This is a genomic window from Roseivirga seohaensis subsp. aquiponti (assembly GCF_001267955.1).
GTDB lineage: Bacteria > Bacteroidota > Bacteroidia > Cytophagales > Cyclobacteriaceae > Roseivirga > Roseivirga seohaensis.
The window spans coordinates 1-21335 of record NZ_JSVA01000014.1 but is presented as its reverse complement, the minus strand read 5'-3'; the positions used below and the strand labels follow the sequence as shown (position 1 = coordinate 21335).

Here is a 21335-nt window from a genome sequence, read left to right as displayed (position 1 = left end):
ATCATTTTTGTCTGTCGTGTTTCGCAGTTATATTGTGCTTTATTAAGTAATTTATTATCTCATTTTTTATAAAAACTCAAACAATGATCAAACGCCTGTTTACCTTTCTTATGCTGATCACTACTACAGTAGTGATGGCGCAGAACCCACTTCCATTAAGGAAGTCTGTAGAAACTTCAAAGCGTGCTATCCGAATGGATGTGCCGCTTCCTAATCCTATTATGAATGCTTTCGAGGCCAAGACTCGAGGTTTCTCAGGGAAACCCGGGCCAAATTATTGGCAATTAGAAACTGACTATACCATTAAAGCCACTTTAAACCCGCAAACTCAGACCATTTGGGGTAGCGAAGTGATTAAGATTCATAATAATAGCAATCAGCCGATGGACAGAATTGTACTGAGGTTGGATCATAATATTTTCCGTGCAGATGTACCTAGAGGTTCTTCTGTTCCGGCAGAAACTACTGAGGGAATGGTCGTTACACGTATAGTGGTGAATGGCGACCAAGTAGATTTAGGCGCTCGTACTAGCTTTAGAAGAAGAGGTGGGGAGCCGAAATTACAGGTAATGGGTCTGCAACAAACCGTTGCTACCATTTTTCTGGCTGAGCCAATTCCAGCAAAAAGCACTGGTACTTTAGAAATTGATTGGAATACCAAATTACCAGGTGGCGAAAACGGTAGAGGGCATAGAATGACCCAACGTTGGGGAAGCAATGTTTTTCAGCCTACACAGTGGTTTCCGCGTTTGGCTAAATTTGACGATATGCGTGGTTGGGAAACGAATGTTTATTTAGGCCCAACTGAGTTCTTCAATAACTTCGGTCGTTTTGATGTAAGTATTGACGTACCTGCAGGTTGGATCGTAAGTGGAACAGGAATTTTGCAAAACCCTGAAGAAGTGCTTTCAGCCCAAACACGAGAGCGTTTAACCAAAGTGCTTGATTCTGATGATGAAATTGTAATTGTAGGTGAAGATGAAAGAGGAGCTGGAAAAGCTACTGCAGAAGGAGAAAGCCTGGTTTGGCGTTTTGTAGCTGATAAAGTGAATGATTTTGCTTGGGCTGCTTCGCCAGACTTTATGTGGACAGCCACAAGAGCTACTATTCCTGAAAAAGGACCAATTCCAATTCACATGGTATACTTACCAGAAAGAGCAAGACTTTTCGAAAGAGCCGGAGAGATTACAAGACATGCTTTGGAATTCTATTCTGAGCTTTGGGCGCCTTATCCTTTCCCCCAAATGACCATGCAAGATGGGCCAAGTGCTGGAATGGAATACCCGATGGTGGTAAACTCTAACCAAGGAGCTGCCGATCATGAAGTGGCGCACCAATGGTGGCCAATGATGGTGGGTACCAACGAAACCCGTTATGGCTGGATGGACGAGGGCTTTAATACCTACATGAACATTCTTTCTGCTGCCGATAGTAGAGGCCAACCTGCTAATTTGAATGGAAGAGGAGCGAGCTACGGTCGTAGAAGTGGAGATGATGATGAAGCGACAATGATGTGGTTGTCAAACTACGCTGGAGACGGATATAGCTTCCAAACTTACAGTAAAGCGCCTTTAATGCTATCAATGTTAGGAGGAATAGTGGGAGATGAAGCTGTAATCAACGCCATGAAGAAATACACCAAAACTTGGGCTTTCAAACACCCTTCGCCTTGGGATTACGTGTTCTTTATGAATAATGAATTAGGGCAAAATCTTGAGTGGTTTTGGTACTATTGGTTATGGACTACCGAGTCGGTGAATGGTTCAATACAGAAAGTGAGTACAGGATCAACTACCAATGTTACGGTACACCAAGCTGGTCAAATGCCTTCACCAGTGGTCCTTAAGGTTGAATTTGAAACGAGTGGTCCGGCCATCAAGTCAATGAGCAATGCAAAAATGATTGACGCCAATACAGCCGTTGTTACTTGGCCAGCCAGCGTTTGGTTTAATGGCGATCGTACTTTCAATGCTGAATTGAAATTTGGTGGAAGAAAAATCAAGAAGATCACGCTTGACCCTGACGGCAGATTCCCAGACAACAATGCTGCGGACAACGTTTGGGAAAACAAATAGGAGGTAATATTTAGTGTTCCGTGCACAGTAGATTGTAAAAAGGCTTGCTAATTGATTTAGTAAGCCCTTTTTTGTTGTCATTGCGAGAAATAGGCTTCGCGATAGTGAAAGACTATGATGCAGTAATCTGTTCTCTATACGTAACCAGTTTTTTGCTGAAAATCGAAAGTGAGTCTGCTTCGTTGCAGGCCATTGCTATCGCATGGCCTGCGTCTCGCAGTGACGTAACTAAACACTGAGCACCAGCCACTAACTCTTACGTTCCACTTCTCTTAAATTCTCAAGTTTCTTATTTCTTAAGAATCCTGTAACATCTTCGAAGTGTTCTTTAATGCGTTGATTTCCGAACTCGAATACCTTGGTAGCTAAACCGTCTAAGAAATCACGGTCGTGAGAAACTAGAATTAATGTACCTTCGAATGCTTTAAGCGCATCTTTTAAAATGTCTTTGGTGCGAATGTCCAAGTGGTTGGTAGGCTCATCCAGAATCAAAACATTTACCGGTTGAAGCAGTAATTTGATCATTGCCAAACGGGTACGTTCACCACCTGAAAGTACTTTCACTTTCTTTTCAATGGCATCGCCAGAGAACATAAAAGCGCCAAGAAGGTCTTTGATTTTTGTACGCACATCGCCATGCGCAATTTCATCTATGGTTTGAAAAACGGTGAGGTTTTCGTCTAAGAGCGAAGCCTGATTTTGCGCAAAATAGCCAATCATAGAATTGTGCCCAATCTGTAAGCTTCCATCAAAATCAATTTCGCCCATCATGGCTTTTACAAAAGTGGATTTTCCTTCACCATTTTTACCAATAAAAGCTACTTTTTCGCCACGGGCGATGGTGAGTGATACATCTTTGAAAACCGTATGGTCACCATATTTTTTGGTTAAGCCATCTGCAATTACTGGGTAATTACCAGAGCGAGGAGCAGGAGGGAACTTCAAATTTAAAGCAGAAGAATCTACTTCATCTACTTCCACAATTTCCATTTTCTCAAGCATTTTTACCCTAGATTGAACTTGTAAAGTTTTAGAATAAGTGCCCTTAAAACGATCTATAAACTGCTGAATTTCTGCAATTTGTTTGGCTTGATCGTCAAATTGCTTTTGCTGCTGTTCGCGCCTTTCTTTGCGTAACTCTAAATAATGTGAATAATTGGTTTTGTAATCGTAAATACGGCCTCTCGTAATTTCTATGGTTCTGTTGGTGAGGTTATCGACAAAGGCCTTGTCGTGGCTGATTACGATTACCGCCTTAGCACTGGTTTTTAAGAAATCCTCTAGCCATTGTACCGATTCAATATCCAAGTGGTTTGTAGGCTCATCGAGAAGAATAAGGTCAGGTTTCTGCAAAAGGATTTTAGCCAATTCAATACGCATTCTCCATCCACCACTGAACTCGCTGGTAGAGCGGTTTAAATCGGAACGAACGAAACCCAATCCCATTAAGGTTTTTTCTACCTCAGCATCAAAATTGATTTCTTCAATGCTGTAGTATTTTTCGCTGAGTTCAGAAACTTGCTCTATGATTTTACTGTACGCATCAGATTCGTAATCAGTACGAGTTTCTAGCTGATGAGTCAAATCATCCATCTGCTTTTTCATGTTGATGATTTTTGAGAAGGCTTTAGAAGCCTCTTCAAAAACAGTACACTCGTCTTTAGTCAGTAGATGTTGCGGTAAGTAGGCCACAACAGCATCTTTAGGAGCCGAAATTTTGCCTTGGGTAGGTTTACTTTCTCCAGCAATAATTTTTAACAAAGTGGATTTTCCTGCCCCGTTCTTCCCCATTAGGGCAATACGGTCATTGTCGTTCACATTAAAAGTAACATTGCTAAATAGGGTGGTGCTACTAAACTCAACACCAACGGCATCTACTGAAATCATAAGGGATTAATTTGGCCGCAAAGATATAGATTTGAAGTAGGTAAGTGCTATTGGAAGAAAAGATATCGAATAGGTGAAATCTATTTGATACGGTTATTGTAGGTGATCATTATGTTAGAGTTTTAGTGGTTACTGTTTTTATTAAATCAGTAATACAGTGAACCTAAACAAGAATATCGGTTTTTGGGTATTTTTAATCGTCTACAAATTGTACTTTTGTATTCCTCTTAATCAGAACGACTAATAACTATTCATTGCTCCATCGAGTTACGTACACATTAACCGCGTGTAAATATGAATATAGTTAACACCATTATTTTTCAAGCTTTATCTTTTTTTAAAAAGGTGTACGAATGAGCTTAGACGTAAAAAATACTGAAATGAAGCCCATTGAAGGCTTTAAGTACTTACATATTGTAAGTATGTTTTTTGTTACCACACTCTTAATATCCAGCATATTATCGATGAAAGTAATTACACTCGGCTTTTTAGATGCACCAGCTGGTATCATTACTTTCCCAATTGCATTTATATCTGGCGATATACTGGCAGAAGTTTATGGGTTTAAGATTACACGCAGAGTGATATGGACAGGTCTTTTTTGTCAATTACTGATGAGTGTTATGTTTTTAATCGGTGATGCACTGCCTTACCCTGAATACTGGGAGCTTCAGAGTGAATTTTCAGCAATTGTAGGCTTTGTACCTAGGGTTGTGGCCGGAGGAATGATAGCCTATTTTATTGGTGAATACCTTAATGCAATGGTAATGTCGAAAATGAAAATATGGGATCGAGGAAAGCGATTTTGGCTAAGGGCGCTTAGTTCTTCACTTGTAGGTCAGGGGCTTAATTCTATAGTATTTACTATAGTTGCTTTTTATGGAGTTTATTCTTTTAATCAACTTCTTATTATGATTGGTTCGGGAATATTGACAAAAATGGTGTATGAAATTATTGCCTTGCCACTCACAAATTATGCTACCAAATGGTTAAAGCGAAACGAAGGGGTTGATGTATTTGATTATGGTGAAAAGTATAGACTGTTAGAGGTTAAAAAAGTCGACTAAATTCGCTTAAACGTACTAAGTCAATAATTCATTAATTCTAGGAATCACTTTTTCAATAAGGTGAGCTTTGTCAAACACTTCAACTTTCAAGTCCGGGTTTAAGTTAATGTCCTTAGCATCAGCACCAGTAATAATTAGAAATTTATCGGTTTTAAATTTGCCAGATTTGCTAAGTATTGAAGCTAATTCAGTACCTGATAATTTAGGCATATTCTGATCGGATATAATCAAATCATACTTTTTCTTTTCTATTAATAACAGCGCATGGTCTCCATCTTGGGCTTCGTCAATTTCGACTTCACCATCGACCAACATACTCACAAAGTCGGCTGTTGTTTTACGCATGTCTTCATGGTCATCAATGATCAAAACGCTTTTCATAAATTTAAATATATGATATTTTAAAGTAACAAGATGAAAGTTAAACGCGGAGAAAGATCCCTGAACTCTAATCTCAGATATACTCACGTATATGATTATACTCAGGCTTGTGTTAGTTGATGGTTGGAAAGATACAATCAATCCTTGATAAATCAAGAAGGTAAAGTTTAAAGATTTACTGGCAGCTACCGTCTTTGCCTGTTACAAGAAAATGGTTTCAACTTTAATTTTTCCTGTTTCTGGCACGAATAGTTGGTTGATAACTACTGAATGAAGTAAGTATATAACACATACTCAGCACAAAAGGCTTTAAACAAAAAAGAAGAGGTGGAACTAATCCACCTCTCCAAACCTCTCATCTCCACACATTCTTACCACTTTGGGTGTGAAGGTGCCCAAAACTTCAACTAACTCGGTTTGGTGCGCCATTACCTCGTGAATATTCTTATATACTTGAGGGGCTTCATCTAAACCTGAGCCGATCAGCGTTACCCCAGCTTTTTTAATGTGCTTTTTGACTTCCTTTTTAGAAAGCGTTTGCTTGGCTCTGGTTCTAGAAAGTACCCTTCCAGCTCCATGCGAAGCTGAATTGATGGATTCTAGATTCCCTTTGCCTTTTACAATAAAACCAGGAGAAGTCATTGAACCCGGGATAATTCCTAAAACTCCTTCACCCGCTGGAGTGGCTCCCTTTCTATGCACAATGACTTCATTTCCATCTAAATCTTGCTCTTTCCAAGCAAAGTTGTGGTGGTTTTCAATCAATGCTAGAGGCTTTTCTCCCAAGGCAGCAGCCAATCTTTCGTGAATTTGATGGTGACAAGCCGAAGCATAGTCGCCTGCTAAATTCATGGCCAACCAATATTCCTGTCCAGCTTCAGTGTCTAAATCCAACCAAGCCAAATGTTTGGCTTCTCCCGGTAATTTGGTCATATCCATGGCCAGCTTGGTGTAATGTCTCGCGATATTAGCACCAACTCCCCTCGATCCCGAGTGAGAAAGCACCGAAAGGTATTTGCCAATTGGCAGGTTGAATTCATTGTCACCATTCAGAATTTCAGCAATACCGAATTCCACAAAGTGATTGCCACCACCAGAAGAACCAATTTGCATCCAAGCTCTGTCTTTCAATGATTTCAAAATATTGATTTCATTGAAAAGTCCTCTATCTAACACCTCATGGTCCTTTGGTCTTTTAAAAACCGCTTGACCAAATTTGGTATTCTCCAAAAGCATGTTCTTCAAAGCTTCAGTACTTTGATGGGCAAAAGCAGGTGGAATGTCATAAATGGTCATACACATTCTACATCCGATATCGACACCGACAGCATAAGGAATTACCGCATTGTTTGTGGCCAATACGCCTCCAATTGGTAAACCATAGCCTTGGTGCGCATCGGGCATTAGTGCTCCATGCTTGGTTACTGGCAGTTTCATTGCAATCTCCATTTGGTTGATTGCGCCTTGCTCAATACCTTCCGCTCCATATATACTATATGGTATCCGCTTTTCCCTCAAAGCCAAAGTTTCATTATGCTCTGTTTTAATGATTAAAGCCATTGCCACAGGGCCAAGTGCTTCATGTTTCAAATATAGGCCAGGGTTTTCAACCACTTTCTTTAAAGCAGCTTTCTTATGTAGAATGGATTTTCCTTTGAAATGCTCTTCCAATACCTTCATGGCTTCGCCAATGGCTCTGCCTTCAGGAAATCCGAGCTTTCTTAAGTCTTTTCCAGTTAATTTTCTCGTTGCCATAATTTCCAACGGTTTTTAATTCTCTTGTACTTATTCCTCTTAATATGCTTTTTTAGTTCATCCACATTGTCATTGTCGAATGAAGCAAAAAGGCCTTTTCGGTAATGGGCAATTGCTTCCTTATAATTCCCAAGGGCTTCTTCAACCATTCCGAGTTTTTCGTGAACAAAGGTTTTGTCAATGCAATCAACCTTAATGGCTTTTTTCATTAATACTTTAATTCCTTCGTACTTTTTATGATTCAGATAGAGTGCTGTGAGTTCTTCATATACCTCCTTATAATCTGGTTTAAAACGTAAGGCCAATTGATAATGCCTTTCGGCCAATGCCAGATTAATATGGTGATAATGATACATGTCACCTAATTTAGCGTGTAATTTCGGGTAGCCTGGTTCTTCCATCAGCCCGTTTTCAAACAGTCTTTTGGCTTCTTCATAGCGTCCATCATACATGGCATCTTCTGCCAACTGAATCACATTTTCGATGTATTCTTCGTAAATGTCCATTGTATTTAAATTCAGAGGGCAGGGGATACCTGCCCTCAGGTTTTATTTAATTGTTTCATAATTAGCTTTTTAGCGGTTATCAACTACCTAGAGAAAATCTCTTTCAATTGATCTACCACTTGGTTACCACCAGAGAGTGAGATGTTGTTGATCTTATCCGCGATCTTTTCAACATATTCCATCTCTTTCAACTTGAACAACATTTCGTTGTCTTCCATCAATTTAGCGGTGTTCAACAAGCTTCTTGTAGAAGCTGTTTCTTCCCTTCTGGTGATTACGTTGGCTTGTGCTTGCTTTTGAGCTACCAATACTTGGTTCATGATGTCTTTGATTTCACCAGGCAAAATGATGTCCTTGACACCACAGTCCTTGATCTCAATCCCCAAGTCTTTCGCCTTGTCTTTAAGGGTACTTTTTACGTAATCAGCAATCGCAGTTTTCTGCTCAAGCAATTCATCTAAAGTAAACATGCCAATGAACTCTCTTAAGGCCAGTTGCATTAACACATACAATTGCTTTTCGGCATCCTTATTCTCCACCAAGGTTTTAACAATATCCACCACCTTGTATTGGCTGTAAAAGTTGATCCTTAATGGGGCTTTGTCTTTGGTCAAAATTTCTTGACCAGACACCTCCATTTGCAATTGTCTCATGTCGGCTTTTAGCAAGCTTAAAGTCACTTCGTTTTTCCAGAAGTAAAATTCGCCTGCATTTAATTGCTTGTAGAACTCACCGTTTACGAATAGGATGGCTTTTTCGTAAGTCTCCACTTTGCAGACCCTGATGTAAGGCACCAATTCCTTTCTCTTCATTACTGTAAGGTCAACTGGCTCAGTAATTTCAATTTTACTTAAGTCAGCTTTCACAAACTTGTAATCGATAAGCCCTTTCCAGAAAGCATACTTTCCTGGAGATAATACAGTTTTGAAATTTCCATCTACATACTGCATTGCAATTTCATTATCCTTCACATCGACAACCTCTAGCAATGCTGCCAACTTGTTATCTTTCAAAAGAATATTCAATTCTTTTGGTGCAATGAAAGGTTTGGCCAAGTCATATTCGATTACTTGATCGAAAACGGATACCCAGTAGGTACCTGCGGTGATTACGGTTCTGTAATCGCCTTTTCTGAAAACCAATCCCACTTTTCCTTCGTTGATTCGTATCCTTTTCATTTTTCAATTGTTTGTGAGGCTTTCTTTAAAGGCTTGAATGATCACTGGTTATTCTGAATTTATTTCAGAATCCGTCCGTCAAAATCAACTGAGAAAGATCCTGAAACAAGTTCAGGATGACTTCCAAAAACATTCAATCCTTTTGTCAAACCTCGGTTTAACGTTATCTATCACTATTGGCCAAATAATGTCATTCAAAATAGAAAGGGGAGATGGCAAACCTTTTGTCTAAAACGGGAGCTTCATTGAGTCTGAATTCACCAATGAGTTTTTGAAAGTTTGAATCATGAGTGGAGAAATTCTTCTCTTTTCAATCATCTCTTTTCCAGAAAGTCATCAACTGCATCAGACGGTATCCTGTTGCTCTGGTATTTTTCAAAATGCTCCATAGTTCTCCCTAAGGATTACTATGGGGTCTGCCCGACACCCCTTTCAGGTGTCACCGTTTTTTAAGAAGTCGGTACTTCTGAAAATGGATCCCTAATCCATCCACGTTAACAGCGTGGTGCTCTAACCAACTGAGCTACCCCATTTTGTGGGAGGAGGATTCGAACCTCCGACAACCAAGTTATGGTGGGATTTCACCAAATAATAAGCAGCATACCGTGGCCTACTGGCTCGGTACTATGAGGGCTCTACTGAAACCCACATCAGGTCTTCTACCTGTTGTAATCCCGTGGAAATGGTAGGATTCGAACCTACTCAGCCTTACGCATCGGTTTTACAGACCGACATAACTCTCCTGCTTTATCGCATTTCCATGTAGGTTATCCATTCATCGTTCTGGCGATCAACCATCCCTTGTTCAGGATAACCTGCTATTTGCTTTGGAGCTTTTTCAAACATCGCAGCCCAAACGAAAGGCTACTTGTGGGCTCTAACCACTCTCCAAATTGAGGAGACACTCGTTCTGCCTCTCCTTTAGCGCGGTACCGGAGGGATTCGAACCCTCGACCTGATCATAGACAGTGATTTATTCTACCCCTGAACTACGGCACCGTATGTTGTCCCACGGAGACTCGAACTCCGAACCACCAGCTTATAAAAATGGTACTATAACCAGTTGAGCTATGGGACATTTTACTTTTTGTCCACCCTCTGCCCCCGCCACGCTTGCGCTCTAGCTTCAGCATACGGGCAGCGGGGGAGATTGGCATTGTCGGCTTTTACCGAAATGTTTTACTTACCTCCGCTACTATCCTCCCTTGGGGGAGGTTGGAGTGGGACTTAACTTCTAGCCATTAATGGCCATAAAAAAAGCCCGACCTTGTGCAGATCGGGCTTTTCAATGCCGTGAGTACGGTATTGTCAAGTCATAATTCCCCGATCTTTTTGCAAAAGACGTATTTCACCGGCTCCAGAATCATAATGACTCAGGTTATCCATAGGTGAAATCCACATATTTAATCGTTCTATTTTCTTTTGCATATTCAAACCATTTTAAAACAAAAAACCCGAACCAAATGGCCCGGGTTTCGAAGTTTCGTTATGTTGAAATCAACGTATATTCCCAAGCCTAATTACACCACAATCATCACTAAACAATGTCTCCATTGGCTGTGCTATAAGGATATGTGAGTAATTGTTTTTCATTTTCTTTTCTGTGCTGCAAATGTACTGAAATTGATTTCTGATATCCAAATAAAATTTTTAGGTAATTTGTCCTTATGGCTTAAGTTAATTATTTAAATATCTGTATATCAGTATTTTGAAATTAGAATAAAAAATAAAAATCGACTTGAAATATGTCTGTTTTCATATATGAAATTGAATAAACGGTTTTACGGGTTTATGAAATATCCATTCAATTTTTCGCCTGAACTCTTTATTACTTGGTCATATCTAATAGCACCTTTCCGCTTCTTCCTGGAGCTTCCATATGCTCAATGGCTTTGGCGATATTATCAATTCCATAATAAGCTTCAACGTCTGCTTTTAATTCTTGCTTGGTCAGCATGGTCAATACTTCAGGAATAATAGTAGAACGCTGTTCTCTGGTTAAGCTAGCCATCCATGTGCTGAGCCAAAACCCTTTGATGGTCAGGTTTTTGAAAATCAGGAGTCCTGAATTCAACGGAATAGGCTGAAGGCTTAATAGTCCGTAAACAAACATTTTTCCATTGGCTTGCATCGCATTCAACACCTTGTCGCCAAGCTCTCCACCTACAGCATCAAAAGCGGCTTTCACCATTACACCGTCAGTTGCAGTTTTTACAGCCTTATAGATGTTTTCTGTTTTTTCATTGATAATGGCTTTGGCACCCAAATCGAGTAAAGCTTGCTTTTGCTCATCGCTACGTACTGTGCCTACTACATTGATTCCACGTTGTGAAGCCAACTGGATGACAAATTTGCTGAAAGCTGAGTTGGCCGCTGTTAACATTAGCCAATCTCCTGCTTGTAAATCGGCTTCCATTAACATACCGTAGGCGGTAAACGGATTTACAAAGGCCTGACAAGCTACATCATCGCTCATGGCCTGAGGTTTTGGTATGGCAGTTTTGGCTGGAATGCAAACATATTCTGCCCAAACACCTGAGCCTGTGAAAATGACCCCTGTACCTAATGGCATTTCTACGCCAGCACCACATGCATCTACAGTTCCTGTGCCTTCGAACCCACCTATTTGAGGTAATTCTGGTCTGATACCATACTTGCCTTGAATAAACATTATGTCGGCAGGAATGATATTGGCTTTGGTGACTTTTACTCGAATCTCGCCTTCAGCAGGTTCAGGTTTTGGAAGTTCAACGACTTTAAGTACTTCGGTGGGTAGGCCTAGGGAGGTAAATTGGACTGCTTTCATGATTTTGTTCTATTTATTTTGAAAAGACTGCTTCGTTCCTCGCAGTGACGAAAGGTGAATACTCGTCATGCATAACAAATTAAATTATTTATCTTGGCTATGCGTAACAATAGCTGAAAAACCCATGCAGATATCTGAGAAATTTGAATTAAAAGGAAAAGTAGCCATCATCACAGGTGCCAGTAAGGGCATTGGAAAATTCACTGCAATGGCTTTGGCACAACAAGGTGCAACGGTTGTGGTGTCGAGCAGAAAGTTAGAAGCGGTGGCCGAAGTAGCTGAAGAATTTAAGTCGAAAGGCTTGGAAGCCGTGGCTTTTCCATGTCATATGGGAGATGATGAACAAATCAAGGCTTTGGTGGATAGCACCATCAAAAACCTAGGCGGTATCGACATTATTGTGAACAATGCGGCTGCCAATCCAGTATTTGGGCCTGTACAAGAAGCTGGTGATGACGCTTTTGATAAAATCATGGATGTGAATGTAAAAGGGCCACTCAATTTGGCCAAATACGCTTACGAAAGTATGAAGAGTCGCGGGGGCGGTTCTGTCATCAATATTTCTAGTATCGAAGGAATTACCCCCGGGCATGGTTTGGGACTGTACTCTGTCAGTAAAGCAGCTTTGATTCAACTGACCAAGGTTTTGGCTAGGGAATGGGGGCGTGATAACATTCGTGCGAATGCGATTTGTCCGGGACTTATTGATACCAAGTTCAGCGAAGCCCTCACGAGTAATGAAAAGATTATGAAAGTGGTGATGATGAAGCAAGCCTTGCCTATGCTCGCCCAACCAGAAGATATCGCAGGATTAGCGCTGTTTTTGGCTTCAGATGCTTCTAAATTTGTTACGGGCGCTGTGATTTCAGCGGATGGCGGATATACGGTTTAGTTGATTTGGGTATTGGGTATTGGGTATTTAGTCCTCCTTCGTTAATTCAATTGCATTTTTGATAATCGCACAGCCTCGTTTGATATCTGCTTCTGAAATGGTGAGGGGTGGGGCTAAGCGGAAGCTTTCTGGGCAAGAGAGAAACCAAAAAGTGATCAATCCATCTTCCAGACATTGATTTACGATTCTGGCAACACGTTCTGCACTTTTAAACTCTACCGCGAACATCAAACCAATTCTTCTGATTTCGATAATATCAGGGTGACCGATCAGTGACTCAATCAGCTGACCTTTCTTTTCTACTCCTTCAATCAGGTTTTCATTTTCAATCACTTCTAGGTTGGCCACTGCAGCTGCGCAGTTTACTGGATGTCCGCCAAAAGTAGTGATATGGCCTAATACTGGATTGAAGGTGAGCTGCTCCATATTCTTCTTAGAAGAAATAAAAGCGCCCATCGGCATGCCTCCGCCCATGGCTTTGGCAATCGTCAATATATCGGGAATCACATCAAACTGCTGAAAAGCAAAGAGCGAACCCGTACGTCCGTAACCCGTTTGAATTTCATCAAAAATTAAAAGCGCACCAGTTTCTGTGCACTTTTGGCGCAATGCTTTTAAATAAGCTTTGGAAGGAATGCGAACTCCCGCATCACCTTGAATGGGTTCAATAATAACACAGGCCGTATCTTCTGTAATCTGTGCTAAATTTTCAATATTATTGAATTCAATAAAGTAGACATCGGGCAATAGAGGCCTGAAAGCGTATTTTTTCATTTCGTTGCCCGAAACGCTCAGTGCGCCATGTGTGCCACCATGATACGATTTCTTGCAAGAAATAATCTGAGTTCTGCCTGTAACTCGCTTGGCCAGTTTCAACGCGCCTTCATTGGCTTCGGCTCCAGAATTTACAAAATAGCTGGTGCTAAGCTGTTCAGGAAGGAGTGAGGCAAGCTTTTCGGCCAATCGGTTTTGCGCACTTTGGATAAACTCACCATAAGCCATTACGTGCATGTATTTGTCCAGCTGATCTTTGATGGCTTTTACCACATGCGGATGACGGTGGCCAATATTAGAGACCGCAATGCCTGAAATAAAATCGAGGTATTCCTTTCCATTAGTATCGAAAATACTCGTGCCTTCAGCTCGTGCCACTTCAATTTTAAGTGGGTAAGGGGTGGTTTGTGCTACGTGATCAAGGAATATGCGCTCAGAATTCATGTGCGAAAGTAAGCAGGAATCGCTTAAACTAAAACAGTGAACCAACGTATCCGCGTACTCTGAAAGTAAATTGATTAGTTGATTCTACTTCCGTTTGAACGGATTATCGCAGAAAGCACTAATTTTGAGCGATGTTAATTAAGGAGGGCGATTTTAACCGTAATGAGCGATGGGTGCTGGCTGGTATGCTGGTGTTGTTGCTTTGTGCTCTGTTTGTTAACCTTGGTATTTATCCGCTTTATTTAGAAGAACCCAGGCGCGGTTTGATTGCCTTGGAAATGATGTTTCAAGATAACCTTTGGGTGCCTACCCAAACGGGCGATTTATACTACCGAAAACCACCATTTTATAATTGGCTGATCATTCTTTCTTATCAAATTTTTGGTGGCTATTCTGAATTTGCTACTCGCCTTGTTTCCGTGCTTTCGGCCTTGGTTACGGGTGTTGTGATTTACAGATTCTTCAAGTTTAGGTTGGGAAGGCGACTGGCGGTTTACTCCGCTATAAGTTTTATGTCATGTGTAGATATACTCTTCTATTTCAGCATGATAGGAGAGATAGATTTATTTTATGCTTTAGTTACTTTTTTAGTTTTTGTTTCGATATATCATTTTGGAAAACTAGAACAATATTGGCCTTTGTTCTTATTTGCTTACCTGCTTACGGCCATTGGTTTCTTGACCAAAGGACTTACTTCATTGCCTTTTCTGGCTATATCATTATTGGTATTCTTTATTTATGAGAAGAAGTTTAAGGTGCTGTTTTCTATACAGCATATCGTATCAATCTTGGTATTCTTTGCTGTCTTGACTGGTTATTTCTATACCTACTCGCTTCATGAAGATCCAAGTGGTTGGTACACCACACTTTTCTCAGAGTCTGCAGATAAGGCAGTTGGAGGTGGTTTTTCGGCTTTATTAAAACACATTGCTCTTTTTCCGTTGACCACAATGGCCAACCTTCTACCGGTTACCTTATTTATTCCAGTACTTTTTATTAAGAAGGTGAGAGGAATGCTGATGTCAAATCGGTTGATGGTATTTTTGGTATTGTTATTTGTAGCCAATTTTGTGGTGTATTGGTTTTCGGCCGAAGCAAAATCAAGGTATTTATACCCTTTATTCCCTCTATTAATAGCGATTTTGTTGTATGGCATTCAAAAAACAGATGCCATATGGCTGCGAAAATACGCTAAAGTGATCACCGTTTTCTTGGTGTCGGTGGCTACTTTAACTTTCCCGGCCATGCTTTTTGTGAAGGAACTCGAAGTAGTGGATCACTTGCTATTCATTGTTATTGGCTTGGAGTTGTTGGTGGTTCTGCTATGGTGGTTATACCTTAAGAAGGGAATTGAGGCCTATATGATCATTTTAGGAGTACTGTTGGTACTTCGTCTCGGTTATTCGTTTACCGTGCCTGTAACCCGGCAAAAAACCACGGGAGCTGCCGAAGACAAAGCCTTAGGATTAAGAATTGCTGAAATTACCAAAGGAGAGCCTTTGTACCGATTGGGCGATGTGCGAATGTCGCTTACGATTGTTTATTACTTAGAAGCAGAACGAGAAGCCGTTTTATACCAAACAGATGAACTGAAAGACGGCTACTATTTTGTGTATACTGATGATTTGCCTAAGAAGGGCTATTCCCTAATTGAAGAGTTTCATTACCACAACGAACCGATTTATTTGATTCGAATGGACAAATGATAAATTTATGCTGCCATTTTTTTCAATTTCAGCATGTTGATTTTCTCTTTCAGCACCATAGGATCGTAAGGCTTTAAAAGCACATCCATTTCCGTGTCTTTCATGCTGTCCATACCTGTAAGGTAAATTACGTGGCTCTGACTGCCTGTTGATTTAATCATTTCTACCACTTCAATACCACACATATCGGGCAACTGAACATCCATAAGAATTAGTTCATAGTTGGTTTTTTCAGCCAAAAGAAGTGCTTCTTTACCATTGGTAGAAAGGTCGAAATCTAGATTCCACTTTTTAGCGAAAACAGAAAGTAATTTTAAGTTCAACGGGTTGTCGTCAACAATAAGAACTTTGAAATCGGAGTGTTTAGGCGAAGTATTCATGTACCAAAACTCCATATTAATCGACATGTTTTTAGAAGGTTTCGATGAATGGTAAATATCAATCGATGAAAATAGTACCAGAAAAGATAAAGGCGACTGGGGTAATTAAATGCCCACAAGTCGCCTAAACAACACAGCCTATGCTTTTTTACTCTTGTTTAGTACTTTACCCAATACAAGGTCTTTATCGAGCTTTTTAGTACAGAAGAACCAATCTTTACAATCGATTTCGCTGTCTTCCATTCTATCTTTTGCTGTTCCGCACGAACCAGCAGGGCCAATAATTACATCGTCACCAGGCTGCCAATCTGCTGGTGTTGCCACTCCAAATTCATCTGCGGTTTGTAAAGCGATAATCACCCTGTACAGCTCTTCAAAGTTTCTTCCCAAGCTAAGCGGGTAATAAATGATTGTTCTAATGATTCCTTTTGGATCGATAAAGAATACGGCCCTAACTGCTTTTGTCGAGTCTTCATTGGGTTGAATCATTCCATATTTCTTAGCAACATTCATTGTGATGTCTTCTATCAAAGGGAAATTTACTTCTACGTTCTTCATTCCCTTGTATTCAATCTTTTCTTTGATGGTTCTTAACCAAGCAATATGGCTGTATAAACCATCAATAGATAAGCCCACTAGTTTACAATTGGCTTCTGCAAACTTATCTTCCATAGTAGCGAAGGTCATAAACTCCGAAGTACATACGGGGGTAAAGTCTGCTGGGTGGCTGAATAAGATCACCCAATTTCCTGCATAATCCGCAGGGAAATTGATTTCGCCTTGTGTAGTGATAGCCTTAAATTCTGGTGCGGCATCGCCAATTCTTGGCATGCTAATTATTTCTTGTTCTTGAATCTGTTCCATAACTGTTTTCTTTAAGATTATGGAATAAAGGTATTTAGGAAGGCCAGTGTTTTTTGTGACTATTGTTACATAGGAGCGAGGCAATTTATTTGATCTACTCAGAACTTACGATAAGCAGAATGAGATGTACTCGTGCATAGCTCTCTTATCATAGTTGTTTGAAACCTCAACTAGTCTTAGTGTAGTCTCGCTAAGACTATAAGTCAAAGCTGATTAGATTTTTCAGTAGGGGCGGTTACTTAGATTGAAGGGCTAATTACATTTCTGCTTTTAAATATTAAGGGTCTCAGCGAGACCTAAGAACAGAGGGGCGCACCGTGGGCTTATGGCTCACGGCCGTCTACTCGATTGGGAATAGTTTATTTATCTCAACCAAACATTGATGCTTGATTTTACTTCAAAAAATTCATCAATCTTTTCTAAGGCCTCCGGGTCAATGTCCGCAAGCAAGGCTGCTTTAAATGCTGTTCCCATTCCTTCTGTAGAGCTTTTGATTATTGGGTGAAACTTACGACACACTTCATAAATGAAGTTGTTTTCAAAGGCAATATTCTTGTCGCCATGTTCCTTGAGTTTTTCGACTTTTTGAGCGTCAGGTAAAGTTAACGTACCTCCTGTATGTACTATGGAGTGCCTAAGCTGCCAAAGAACCCTCAAGCGATCAACGGCATCATTTGAAAAGAATTTAAAATTGAGATTAAACGCTCCAAAATGCTTATTTACTTTTTCAGGGTCATGCCAACCATGTAATGCATCTGCCACAATAAACCCCACTGATGAAGCACCAATGTTTCGGTAAGCGGATAATCGCTTCAGGTCGATGTTGACATTACCGTCATTTAGTTTTTTGATAAACGCGTCCAAATTGAAACTTTGGCGATATACAGTTAAGTCAAACATACCTGCAAACAGTGCTTTTTGATATGTTTCAAAGTGTCCCATAATGGCTGGAAGGACGGCTGCTTGTAAATGTTGCATGCTATCCAAACTGTCAGATGAATAATTACCGTCCAGATTTCTTGGGAATTTTCTTACGCAAAGTTCAATGGAACTTTTAGCCTCGATTACATACTTTAGGAAAGTTGTTGCTGGAGCTTTTTGGTAATCATTGTTGGATACGTGAGCAGCTGTTGCTTCACATAAATACTGCTGAAATTCTTTCTTGGACGTCCTGCTGACATGTCTGTTTGTTAATTATGCCCAACGGTTAAATAAAAACCGTTTTCAATGGGTTTTATTTCGTGTTGGCAATAGTTATTTGTTCCATTTTAGGTTTAAGTCTTTTATTCCAATTTTTTTTAACCACTTTCCGAGTTCATTTTTTAAGTCATTTGAGTTTTCAATAAATGAACCTAAATCTGTTCCTAAATTACTTACGTATGGTGAAGCTTTTTTTGAATGTAATTCATCTGCTTCTTTAGAGTCTAAAACTCTCGAAATATCCATCAATACAAAACTTCTATCTACAGTAGTTCCCAATTTAGAGAAGGTTATTTTGTCCGGAAATATCTCTCTTAAGATATTAGATATCTTATTAGGCATTAGTGGGTTGTGTGTGTATTCAGAAATATTAATCTGTTTTGTAGCTTCCTCTGTGAGATATATTGGATATCCGGCAACTTCGTCCGTTTTTAATAATGATATTTTTAAATCGCTTTTCGTCTTACCAAGCGAAAATATATTACCATCTGAAATATATACCCTTGAAGATGTTCCATTTTCATAGCTCATTAGTGAAACTACATAGTCAAATTCTTGAAAATCTTTGATTAGCTTCAACACCAAATCAAGTTGTTTCTTTTGCACTTCTCTGAAGTAAAATAGTTTGTACACCTTTAGAGAAACATATAGAGCAACCATTGAAAATATAAATGAAACAATTTTCGTGTAGTCTAATATTTGGTCTAAATATTCGTTCATTTTTTAATTATTGCCGATGTTATGTATTGCTTACTTTCTAAATCTACACTTTGATATTTAGATTGTCTAATGGTGATTTTATTTTTTCAATCCTTTGTGAGTAATATGTGTATATACTTTATCGAAAAACCTTAACATTTCCAAAGAAGAGTCTATTCGTAACCCTTAAACTTTAAACTCTGAATTGTTTACATCTTTTCCCTTCAAACCCTTTCTCGCAATTCATCTTTGTTTAGTTTTGTCGCCTTTAAAAACCCAAATACATGCAAGCACATTTTCAGCGAATAGCCACAGAGCTTTCTATCAACCCAAAGCAAGTAGCCACCACTGTAGAACTTTTGGACCAAGGAGGTACAGTGCCTTTTATTTCCCGCTACAGAAAGGAACTGACGGGTAGTTTAGATGAAGTTGAAATTGCTGCCATTCGTGATCGAGTGCTGCAATTGCGCGAACTGGACAAAAGAAAAGAGGCGGTTTTAAAGTCGCTAAAAGAGCAAGAAAAACTTACAGACGAACTTGAAAAACAAGTAAACGAGGCCGAAACCATGGCCCGCTTAGAAGATATTTACCTGCCTTATAAACCAAAGCGCAGAACCAAGGCTACCATTGCCCGCGAAAAAGGACTAGAGCCTTTAGCCAAGCTTGTTTTTGAACAAACCAATGCCGACCCGTACACCAAAGCCGCTGACTTTGTAGATGCTGAAAAGCAGGTTGAAGATATTGAGCAAGCCTTACAGGGTGCTCGTGATATTATGGCCGAATGGATCAATGAAGACCAAGAGGTAAGGGCCAAAATGCGTAGGTTCTTTCAAGAAAAAGCCGTTTTCAAAGCCCGTGTGTATCCAGGCAAGGAAGAAGAAGCGCAGAAATACAGAGATTATTTCGACTGGGAAGAAAGTGTAGCCAAGGCACCTTCGCACCGCGTGTTGGCCATGCGCAGGGGTGAAAGTGAAATGTTTCTGATGTTGGATACCGTTCCGCCAGAAGAGGATGCAATTGAACTGCTCGATCGACACTTTATCCAAGGAAATTCGCAAAGTGCAGAACAGGTGAAATTGGCCATTAGAGATGGTTATAAACGTTTGCTTCAGCCGAGTATGGAAACCGAACTGCGCATGATTTCTAAGAAAAAAGCAGATGAAGAAGCCATCGAGGTATTTGCTAAAAACATGAAAGAACTGCTGATGGCCGCTCCTTTGGGTAGTAAAAATGTAATGGCCATCGACCCGGGTTTTAGAACGGGTTGTAAGCTGGTTTGCTTAGACAAACAAGGAAGTTTGCTTCATTTTGAAGCCATTTACCCCCACGAACCACAAAGGCAAACCGCAAAAGCGGGCGCTACCATTAAATATTTGGCCGAGAAATTTAATATCGAAGCCATCGCCATTGGCAACGGAACCGCGGGCCGTGAATCAGAAACTTTTGTAAATAGCTTAGGGCTGCCTAAATCCATTACCGTGGTGATGGTGAATGAAAGTGGCGCCTCTATTTATTCTGCTTCGCAAATCGCCAGAGATGAGTTTCCGAATGAAGATATTACCGTGCGTGGAGCGGTGTCTATTGGCCGTAGGCTGATGGATCCTTTGGCGGAATTGGTGAAAATTGATCCGAAATCCATAGGAGTGGGGCAGTACCAACACGATGTAGACCAAGGCGCATTAAAGCATTCGTTGGACGATGTGGTGATGAGTTGCGTAAATGCCGTTGGTGTGGAAGTCAATACGGCTTCTGAGCAATTGCTAACCTATGTGGCGGGTTTGGGACCACAGCTGGCCAAAAATATTGTAGAATATAGAAATACGAATGGTCCGTTTAAGGACAGGGCGTCTATAAAAAATGTAACGCGTTTGGGTGAAAAAGCCTTTGAGCAAGCGGCTGGTTTCTTGCGCATTCGTGGGGCTGCCAACCCATTGGACGAGAGTGCGGTACACCCTGAATCTTATGCCATTGTCAACCAAATGGCGAAGGATTTGAAATGCTCGGTTACAGATCTTATTCAGAAAGAAGAACTGAGAAAGCAAATCGACCTGAAAAAGTACATCACCGATCAAATTGGTTTACCCACTTTAAAGGATATTCTAAGCGAACTGGCCAAGCCCGGTCGTGATCCTAGGGAACGGTTTGAAGCCTTCAGTTTTATGGAGGGCGTGAATAGTATAGAAGACTTAAGGGCAGGTATGAAACTGCCGGGCATTGTGACCAACGTAACCAATTTTGGTGCTTTTGTAGACATTGGAGTGCATCAGGATGGCTTGGTCCACATCAGCCATTTGTCGGATACATTTGTGAGCAATCCTGCCGACATTGTCAGTGTTCAGCAAAGGGTAGAGGTTACGGTACTCGAAGTAGATGCCAGCCGAAAACGAATTTCACTTTCAATGAAGGGCGAAGCAAAACCTCAGGTAAAGAAAAGCGAAAGAGCTAAACCAAAAGCCAAAGTTCAAAAAGAATCAGAAGGCGATATGGCCAGTAAGTTGGCTGCTTTGAGGGGGAAATTTGGGGGGTAGTGTTCAGTTGATCAGTATAACAGGAAATCAGGAAAACAGAAGTCAGTATAACAGTTGGTCAGGAAAACAGGTGAACAGTAAAGCGGAAATCAGGAAAAAGGTAAAGAATAAAGTAAAAAAAACGGGCATTTAGGGAACTCAAATTGCTGAAAAAAACTCAGTCTTAACTGATCCCTGATCCCTGATCCCTGAT

Annotated in this window: 16 protein-coding genes and 3 tRNA genes; 5 read left to right on the top strand and 14 right to left on the bottom strand. The window is 40.4% G+C overall.

Annotated elements, in window-relative coordinates; genetic code table 11:
* Positions 1 to 83 precede the first annotated feature (83 nt).
* Positions 84 to 2075: a M1 family metallopeptidase gene (locus OB69_RS12550; protein ID WP_053224090.1), complete on the top strand. Its 1992-nt coding sequence runs from the start codon at positions 84 to 86 to the stop codon at positions 2073 to 2075.
* A gap of 249 nt (positions 2076 to 2324) precedes the next feature.
* On the opposite strand, the gene OB69_RS12545 is transcribed toward OB69_RS12550, so the two are convergent.
* Positions 2325 to 3962: an ABC-F family ATP-binding cassette domain-containing protein gene (locus OB69_RS12545; protein WP_053224089.1), complete on the bottom strand. Its 1638-nt coding sequence runs from the start codon at positions 3960 to 3962 to the stop codon at positions 2325 to 2327.
* Positions 3963 to 4315: 353 nt separating this feature from the next.
* On the opposite strand from OB69_RS12545, the gene OB69_RS12540 reads away from it, so the two are divergent.
* Positions 4316 to 5029, top strand: a complete 714-nt coding sequence (locus tag OB69_RS12540; protein ID WP_053224088.1) for a queuosine precursor transporter — start codon at positions 4316 to 4318, stop codon at positions 5027 to 5029.
* Positions 5030 to 5044: 15 nt separating this feature from the next.
* On the opposite strand, the gene OB69_RS12535 is transcribed toward OB69_RS12540, so the two are convergent.
* The 8 genes from OB69_RS12535 to OB69_RS12500 form a co-directional block, all read right to left on the bottom strand.
* On the bottom strand, positions 5045 to 5410 hold the full coding sequence (locus tag OB69_RS12535) for a response regulator (RefSeq protein WP_053224087.1): 366 nt from the start codon (positions 5408 to 5410) through the stop codon (positions 5045 to 5047).
* Positions 5411 to 5743: 333 nt separating this feature from the next.
* Positions 5744 to 7165 (bottom strand): RtcB family protein, encoded by a 1422-nt coding sequence (locus OB69_RS12530; RefSeq protein ID WP_053224086.1) that lies wholly within the window; start codon positions 7163 to 7165, stop codon positions 5744 to 5746.
* Positions 7147 to 7671 (bottom strand): tetratricopeptide repeat protein, encoded by a 525-nt coding sequence (locus OB69_RS12525; protein ID WP_053224085.1) that lies wholly within the window; start codon positions 7669 to 7671, stop codon positions 7147 to 7149. The genes OB69_RS12530 and OB69_RS12525 overlap by 19 nt, the downstream gene beginning before the upstream one ends.
* An 83-nt stretch (positions 7672 to 7754) precedes the next feature.
* Positions 7755 to 8849, bottom strand: coding sequence for a slipin family protein (locus OB69_RS12520; RefSeq protein WP_053224084.1), 1095 nt, complete (start codon positions 8847 to 8849; stop codon positions 7755 to 7757).
* Positions 8850 to 9526: 677 nt separating this feature from the next.
* Positions 9527 to 9609: transfer RNA gene (locus tag OB69_RS18620), tRNA-Tyr, on the bottom strand.
* A 167-nt stretch (positions 9610 to 9776) separates the two neighbouring features.
* Positions 9777 to 9848: transfer RNA gene (locus OB69_RS12510), tRNA-Asp, on the bottom strand.
* A 5-nt stretch (positions 9849 to 9853) separates the two neighbouring features.
* Positions 9854 to 9927 (bottom strand) — tRNA-Ile (locus tag OB69_RS12505).
* A 750-nt stretch (positions 9928 to 10677) separates the two neighbouring features.
* Entirely contained in the window at positions 10678 to 11655 is a 978-nt protein-coding gene (locus tag OB69_RS12500) for a zinc-dependent alcohol dehydrogenase family protein (RefSeq protein ID WP_053224082.1), read from the bottom strand.
* A 67-nt stretch (positions 11656 to 11722) separates the two neighbouring features.
* Between OB69_RS12500 and OB69_RS12495 the strand changes: the two genes are divergently transcribed.
* Entirely contained in the window at positions 11723 to 12547 is an 825-nt protein-coding gene (locus OB69_RS12495) for a glucose 1-dehydrogenase (protein WP_316931884.1), read from the top strand.
* A gap of 27 nt (positions 12548 to 12574) precedes the next feature.
* Here OB69_RS12495 and OB69_RS12490 read toward each other — a convergent pair whose 3' ends face one another.
* Complete coding sequence (locus tag OB69_RS12490) at positions 12575 to 13765, bottom strand: aspartate aminotransferase family protein (protein ID WP_053224080.1); 1191 nt, start codon at positions 13763 to 13765, stop codon at positions 12575 to 12577.
* A gap of 131 nt (positions 13766 to 13896) precedes the next feature.
* Here OB69_RS12490 and OB69_RS12485 point away from each other — a divergent pair, with 131 nt between their 5' ends.
* The gene (locus OB69_RS12485) at positions 13897 to 15471 is read left to right on the top strand and encodes an ArnT family glycosyltransferase (RefSeq protein ID WP_053224079.1); all 1575 of its coding nucleotides are present in this window, start codon (positions 13897 to 13899) and stop codon (positions 15469 to 15471) included.
* A gap of 5 nt (positions 15472 to 15476) precedes the next feature.
* Here OB69_RS12485 and OB69_RS12480 read toward each other — a convergent pair whose 3' ends face one another.
* The 4 genes from OB69_RS12480 to OB69_RS12465 all read right to left on the bottom strand — a co-directional run bounded on the left by OB69_RS12480 (position 15477) and on the right by OB69_RS12465 (position 18635).
* Positions 15477 to 15878, bottom strand: a complete 402-nt coding sequence (locus tag OB69_RS12480) for a response regulator (RefSeq protein WP_053224078.1) — start codon at positions 15876 to 15878, stop codon at positions 15477 to 15479.
* 111 nt (positions 15879 to 15989) lie between these two features.
* Positions 15990 to 16715, bottom strand: coding sequence for a peroxiredoxin (locus tag OB69_RS12475; protein WP_053224077.1), 726 nt, complete (start codon positions 16713 to 16715; stop codon positions 15990 to 15992).
* A gap of 363 nt (positions 16716 to 17078) precedes the next feature.
* Complete coding sequence (locus OB69_RS12470) at positions 17079 to 17693, bottom strand: hypothetical protein (RefSeq protein ID WP_185096906.1); 615 nt, start codon at positions 17691 to 17693, stop codon at positions 17079 to 17081.
* A gap of 276 nt (positions 17694 to 17969) precedes the next feature.
* The gene (locus tag OB69_RS12465) at positions 17970 to 18635 is read right to left on the bottom strand and encodes a hypothetical protein (protein ID WP_053224076.1); all 666 of its coding nucleotides are present in this window, start codon (positions 18633 to 18635) and stop codon (positions 17970 to 17972) included.
* A 263-nt stretch (positions 18636 to 18898) separates the two neighbouring features.
* Between OB69_RS12465 and OB69_RS12460 the strand changes: the two genes are divergently transcribed.
* Positions 18899 to 21142: a Tex family protein gene (locus tag OB69_RS12460; protein WP_053224075.1), complete on the top strand. Its 2244-nt coding sequence runs from the start codon at positions 18899 to 18901 to the stop codon at positions 21140 to 21142.
* The last annotated feature ends 193 nt before the right edge of the window (positions 21143 to 21335 follow it).

Coding starts and splice junctions, on each gene's coding strand:
- OB69_RS12550 (WP_053224090.1), top strand. CDS start 84: ATGATCAAACGCCTGTTTACCTTTCTTATGCTGATCACTACTACAGTA.
- OB69_RS12545 (WP_053224089.1), bottom strand. CDS start 3,962: ATGATTTCAGTAGATGCCGTTGGTGTTGAGTTTAGTAGCACCACCCTA.
- OB69_RS12540 (WP_053224088.1), top strand. CDS start 4,316: ATGAGCTTAGACGTAAAAAATACTGAAATGAAGCCCATTGAAGGCTTT.
- OB69_RS12535 (WP_053224087.1), bottom strand. CDS start 5,410: ATGAAAAGCGTTTTGATCATTGATGACCATGAAGACATGCGTAAAACA.
- OB69_RS12530 (WP_053224086.1), bottom strand. CDS start 7,165: ATGGCAACGAGAAAATTAACTGGAAAAGACTTAAGAAAGCTCGGATTT.
- OB69_RS12525 (WP_053224085.1), bottom strand. CDS start 7,671: ATGGACATTTACGAAGAATACATCGAAAATGTGATTCAGTTGGCAGAA.
- OB69_RS12520 (WP_053224084.1), bottom strand. CDS start 8,849: ATGAAAAGGATACGAATCAACGAAGGAAAAGTGGGATTGGTTTTCAGA.
- OB69_RS12500 (WP_053224082.1), bottom strand. CDS start 11,655: ATGAAAGCAGTCCAATTTACCTCCCTAGGCCTACCCACCGAAGTACTT.
- OB69_RS12495 (WP_316931884.1), top strand. CDS start 11,723: ATGCATAACAAATTAAATTATTTATCTTGGCTATGCGTAACAATAGCT.
- OB69_RS12490 (WP_053224080.1), bottom strand. CDS start 13,765: ATGAATTCTGAGCGCATATTCCTTGATCACGTAGCACAAACCACCCCT.
- OB69_RS12485 (WP_053224079.1), top strand. CDS start 13,897: ATGTTAATTAAGGAGGGCGATTTTAACCGTAATGAGCGATGGGTGCTG.
- OB69_RS12480 (WP_053224078.1), bottom strand. CDS start 15,878: ATGTCGATTAATATGGAGTTTTGGTACATGAATACTTCGCCTAAACAC.
- OB69_RS12475 (WP_053224077.1), bottom strand. CDS start 16,715: ATGGAACAGATTCAAGAACAAGAAATAATTAGCATGCCAAGAATTGGC.
- OB69_RS12470 (WP_185096906.1), bottom strand. CDS start 17,693: ATGCAACATTTACAAGCAGCCGTCCTTCCAGCCATTATGGGACACTTT.
- OB69_RS12465 (WP_053224076.1), bottom strand. CDS start 18,635: ATGAACGAATATTTAGACCAAATATTAGACTACACGAAAATTGTTTCA.
- OB69_RS12460 (WP_053224075.1), top strand. CDS start 18,899: ATGCAAGCACATTTTCAGCGAATAGCCACAGAGCTTTCTATCAACCCA.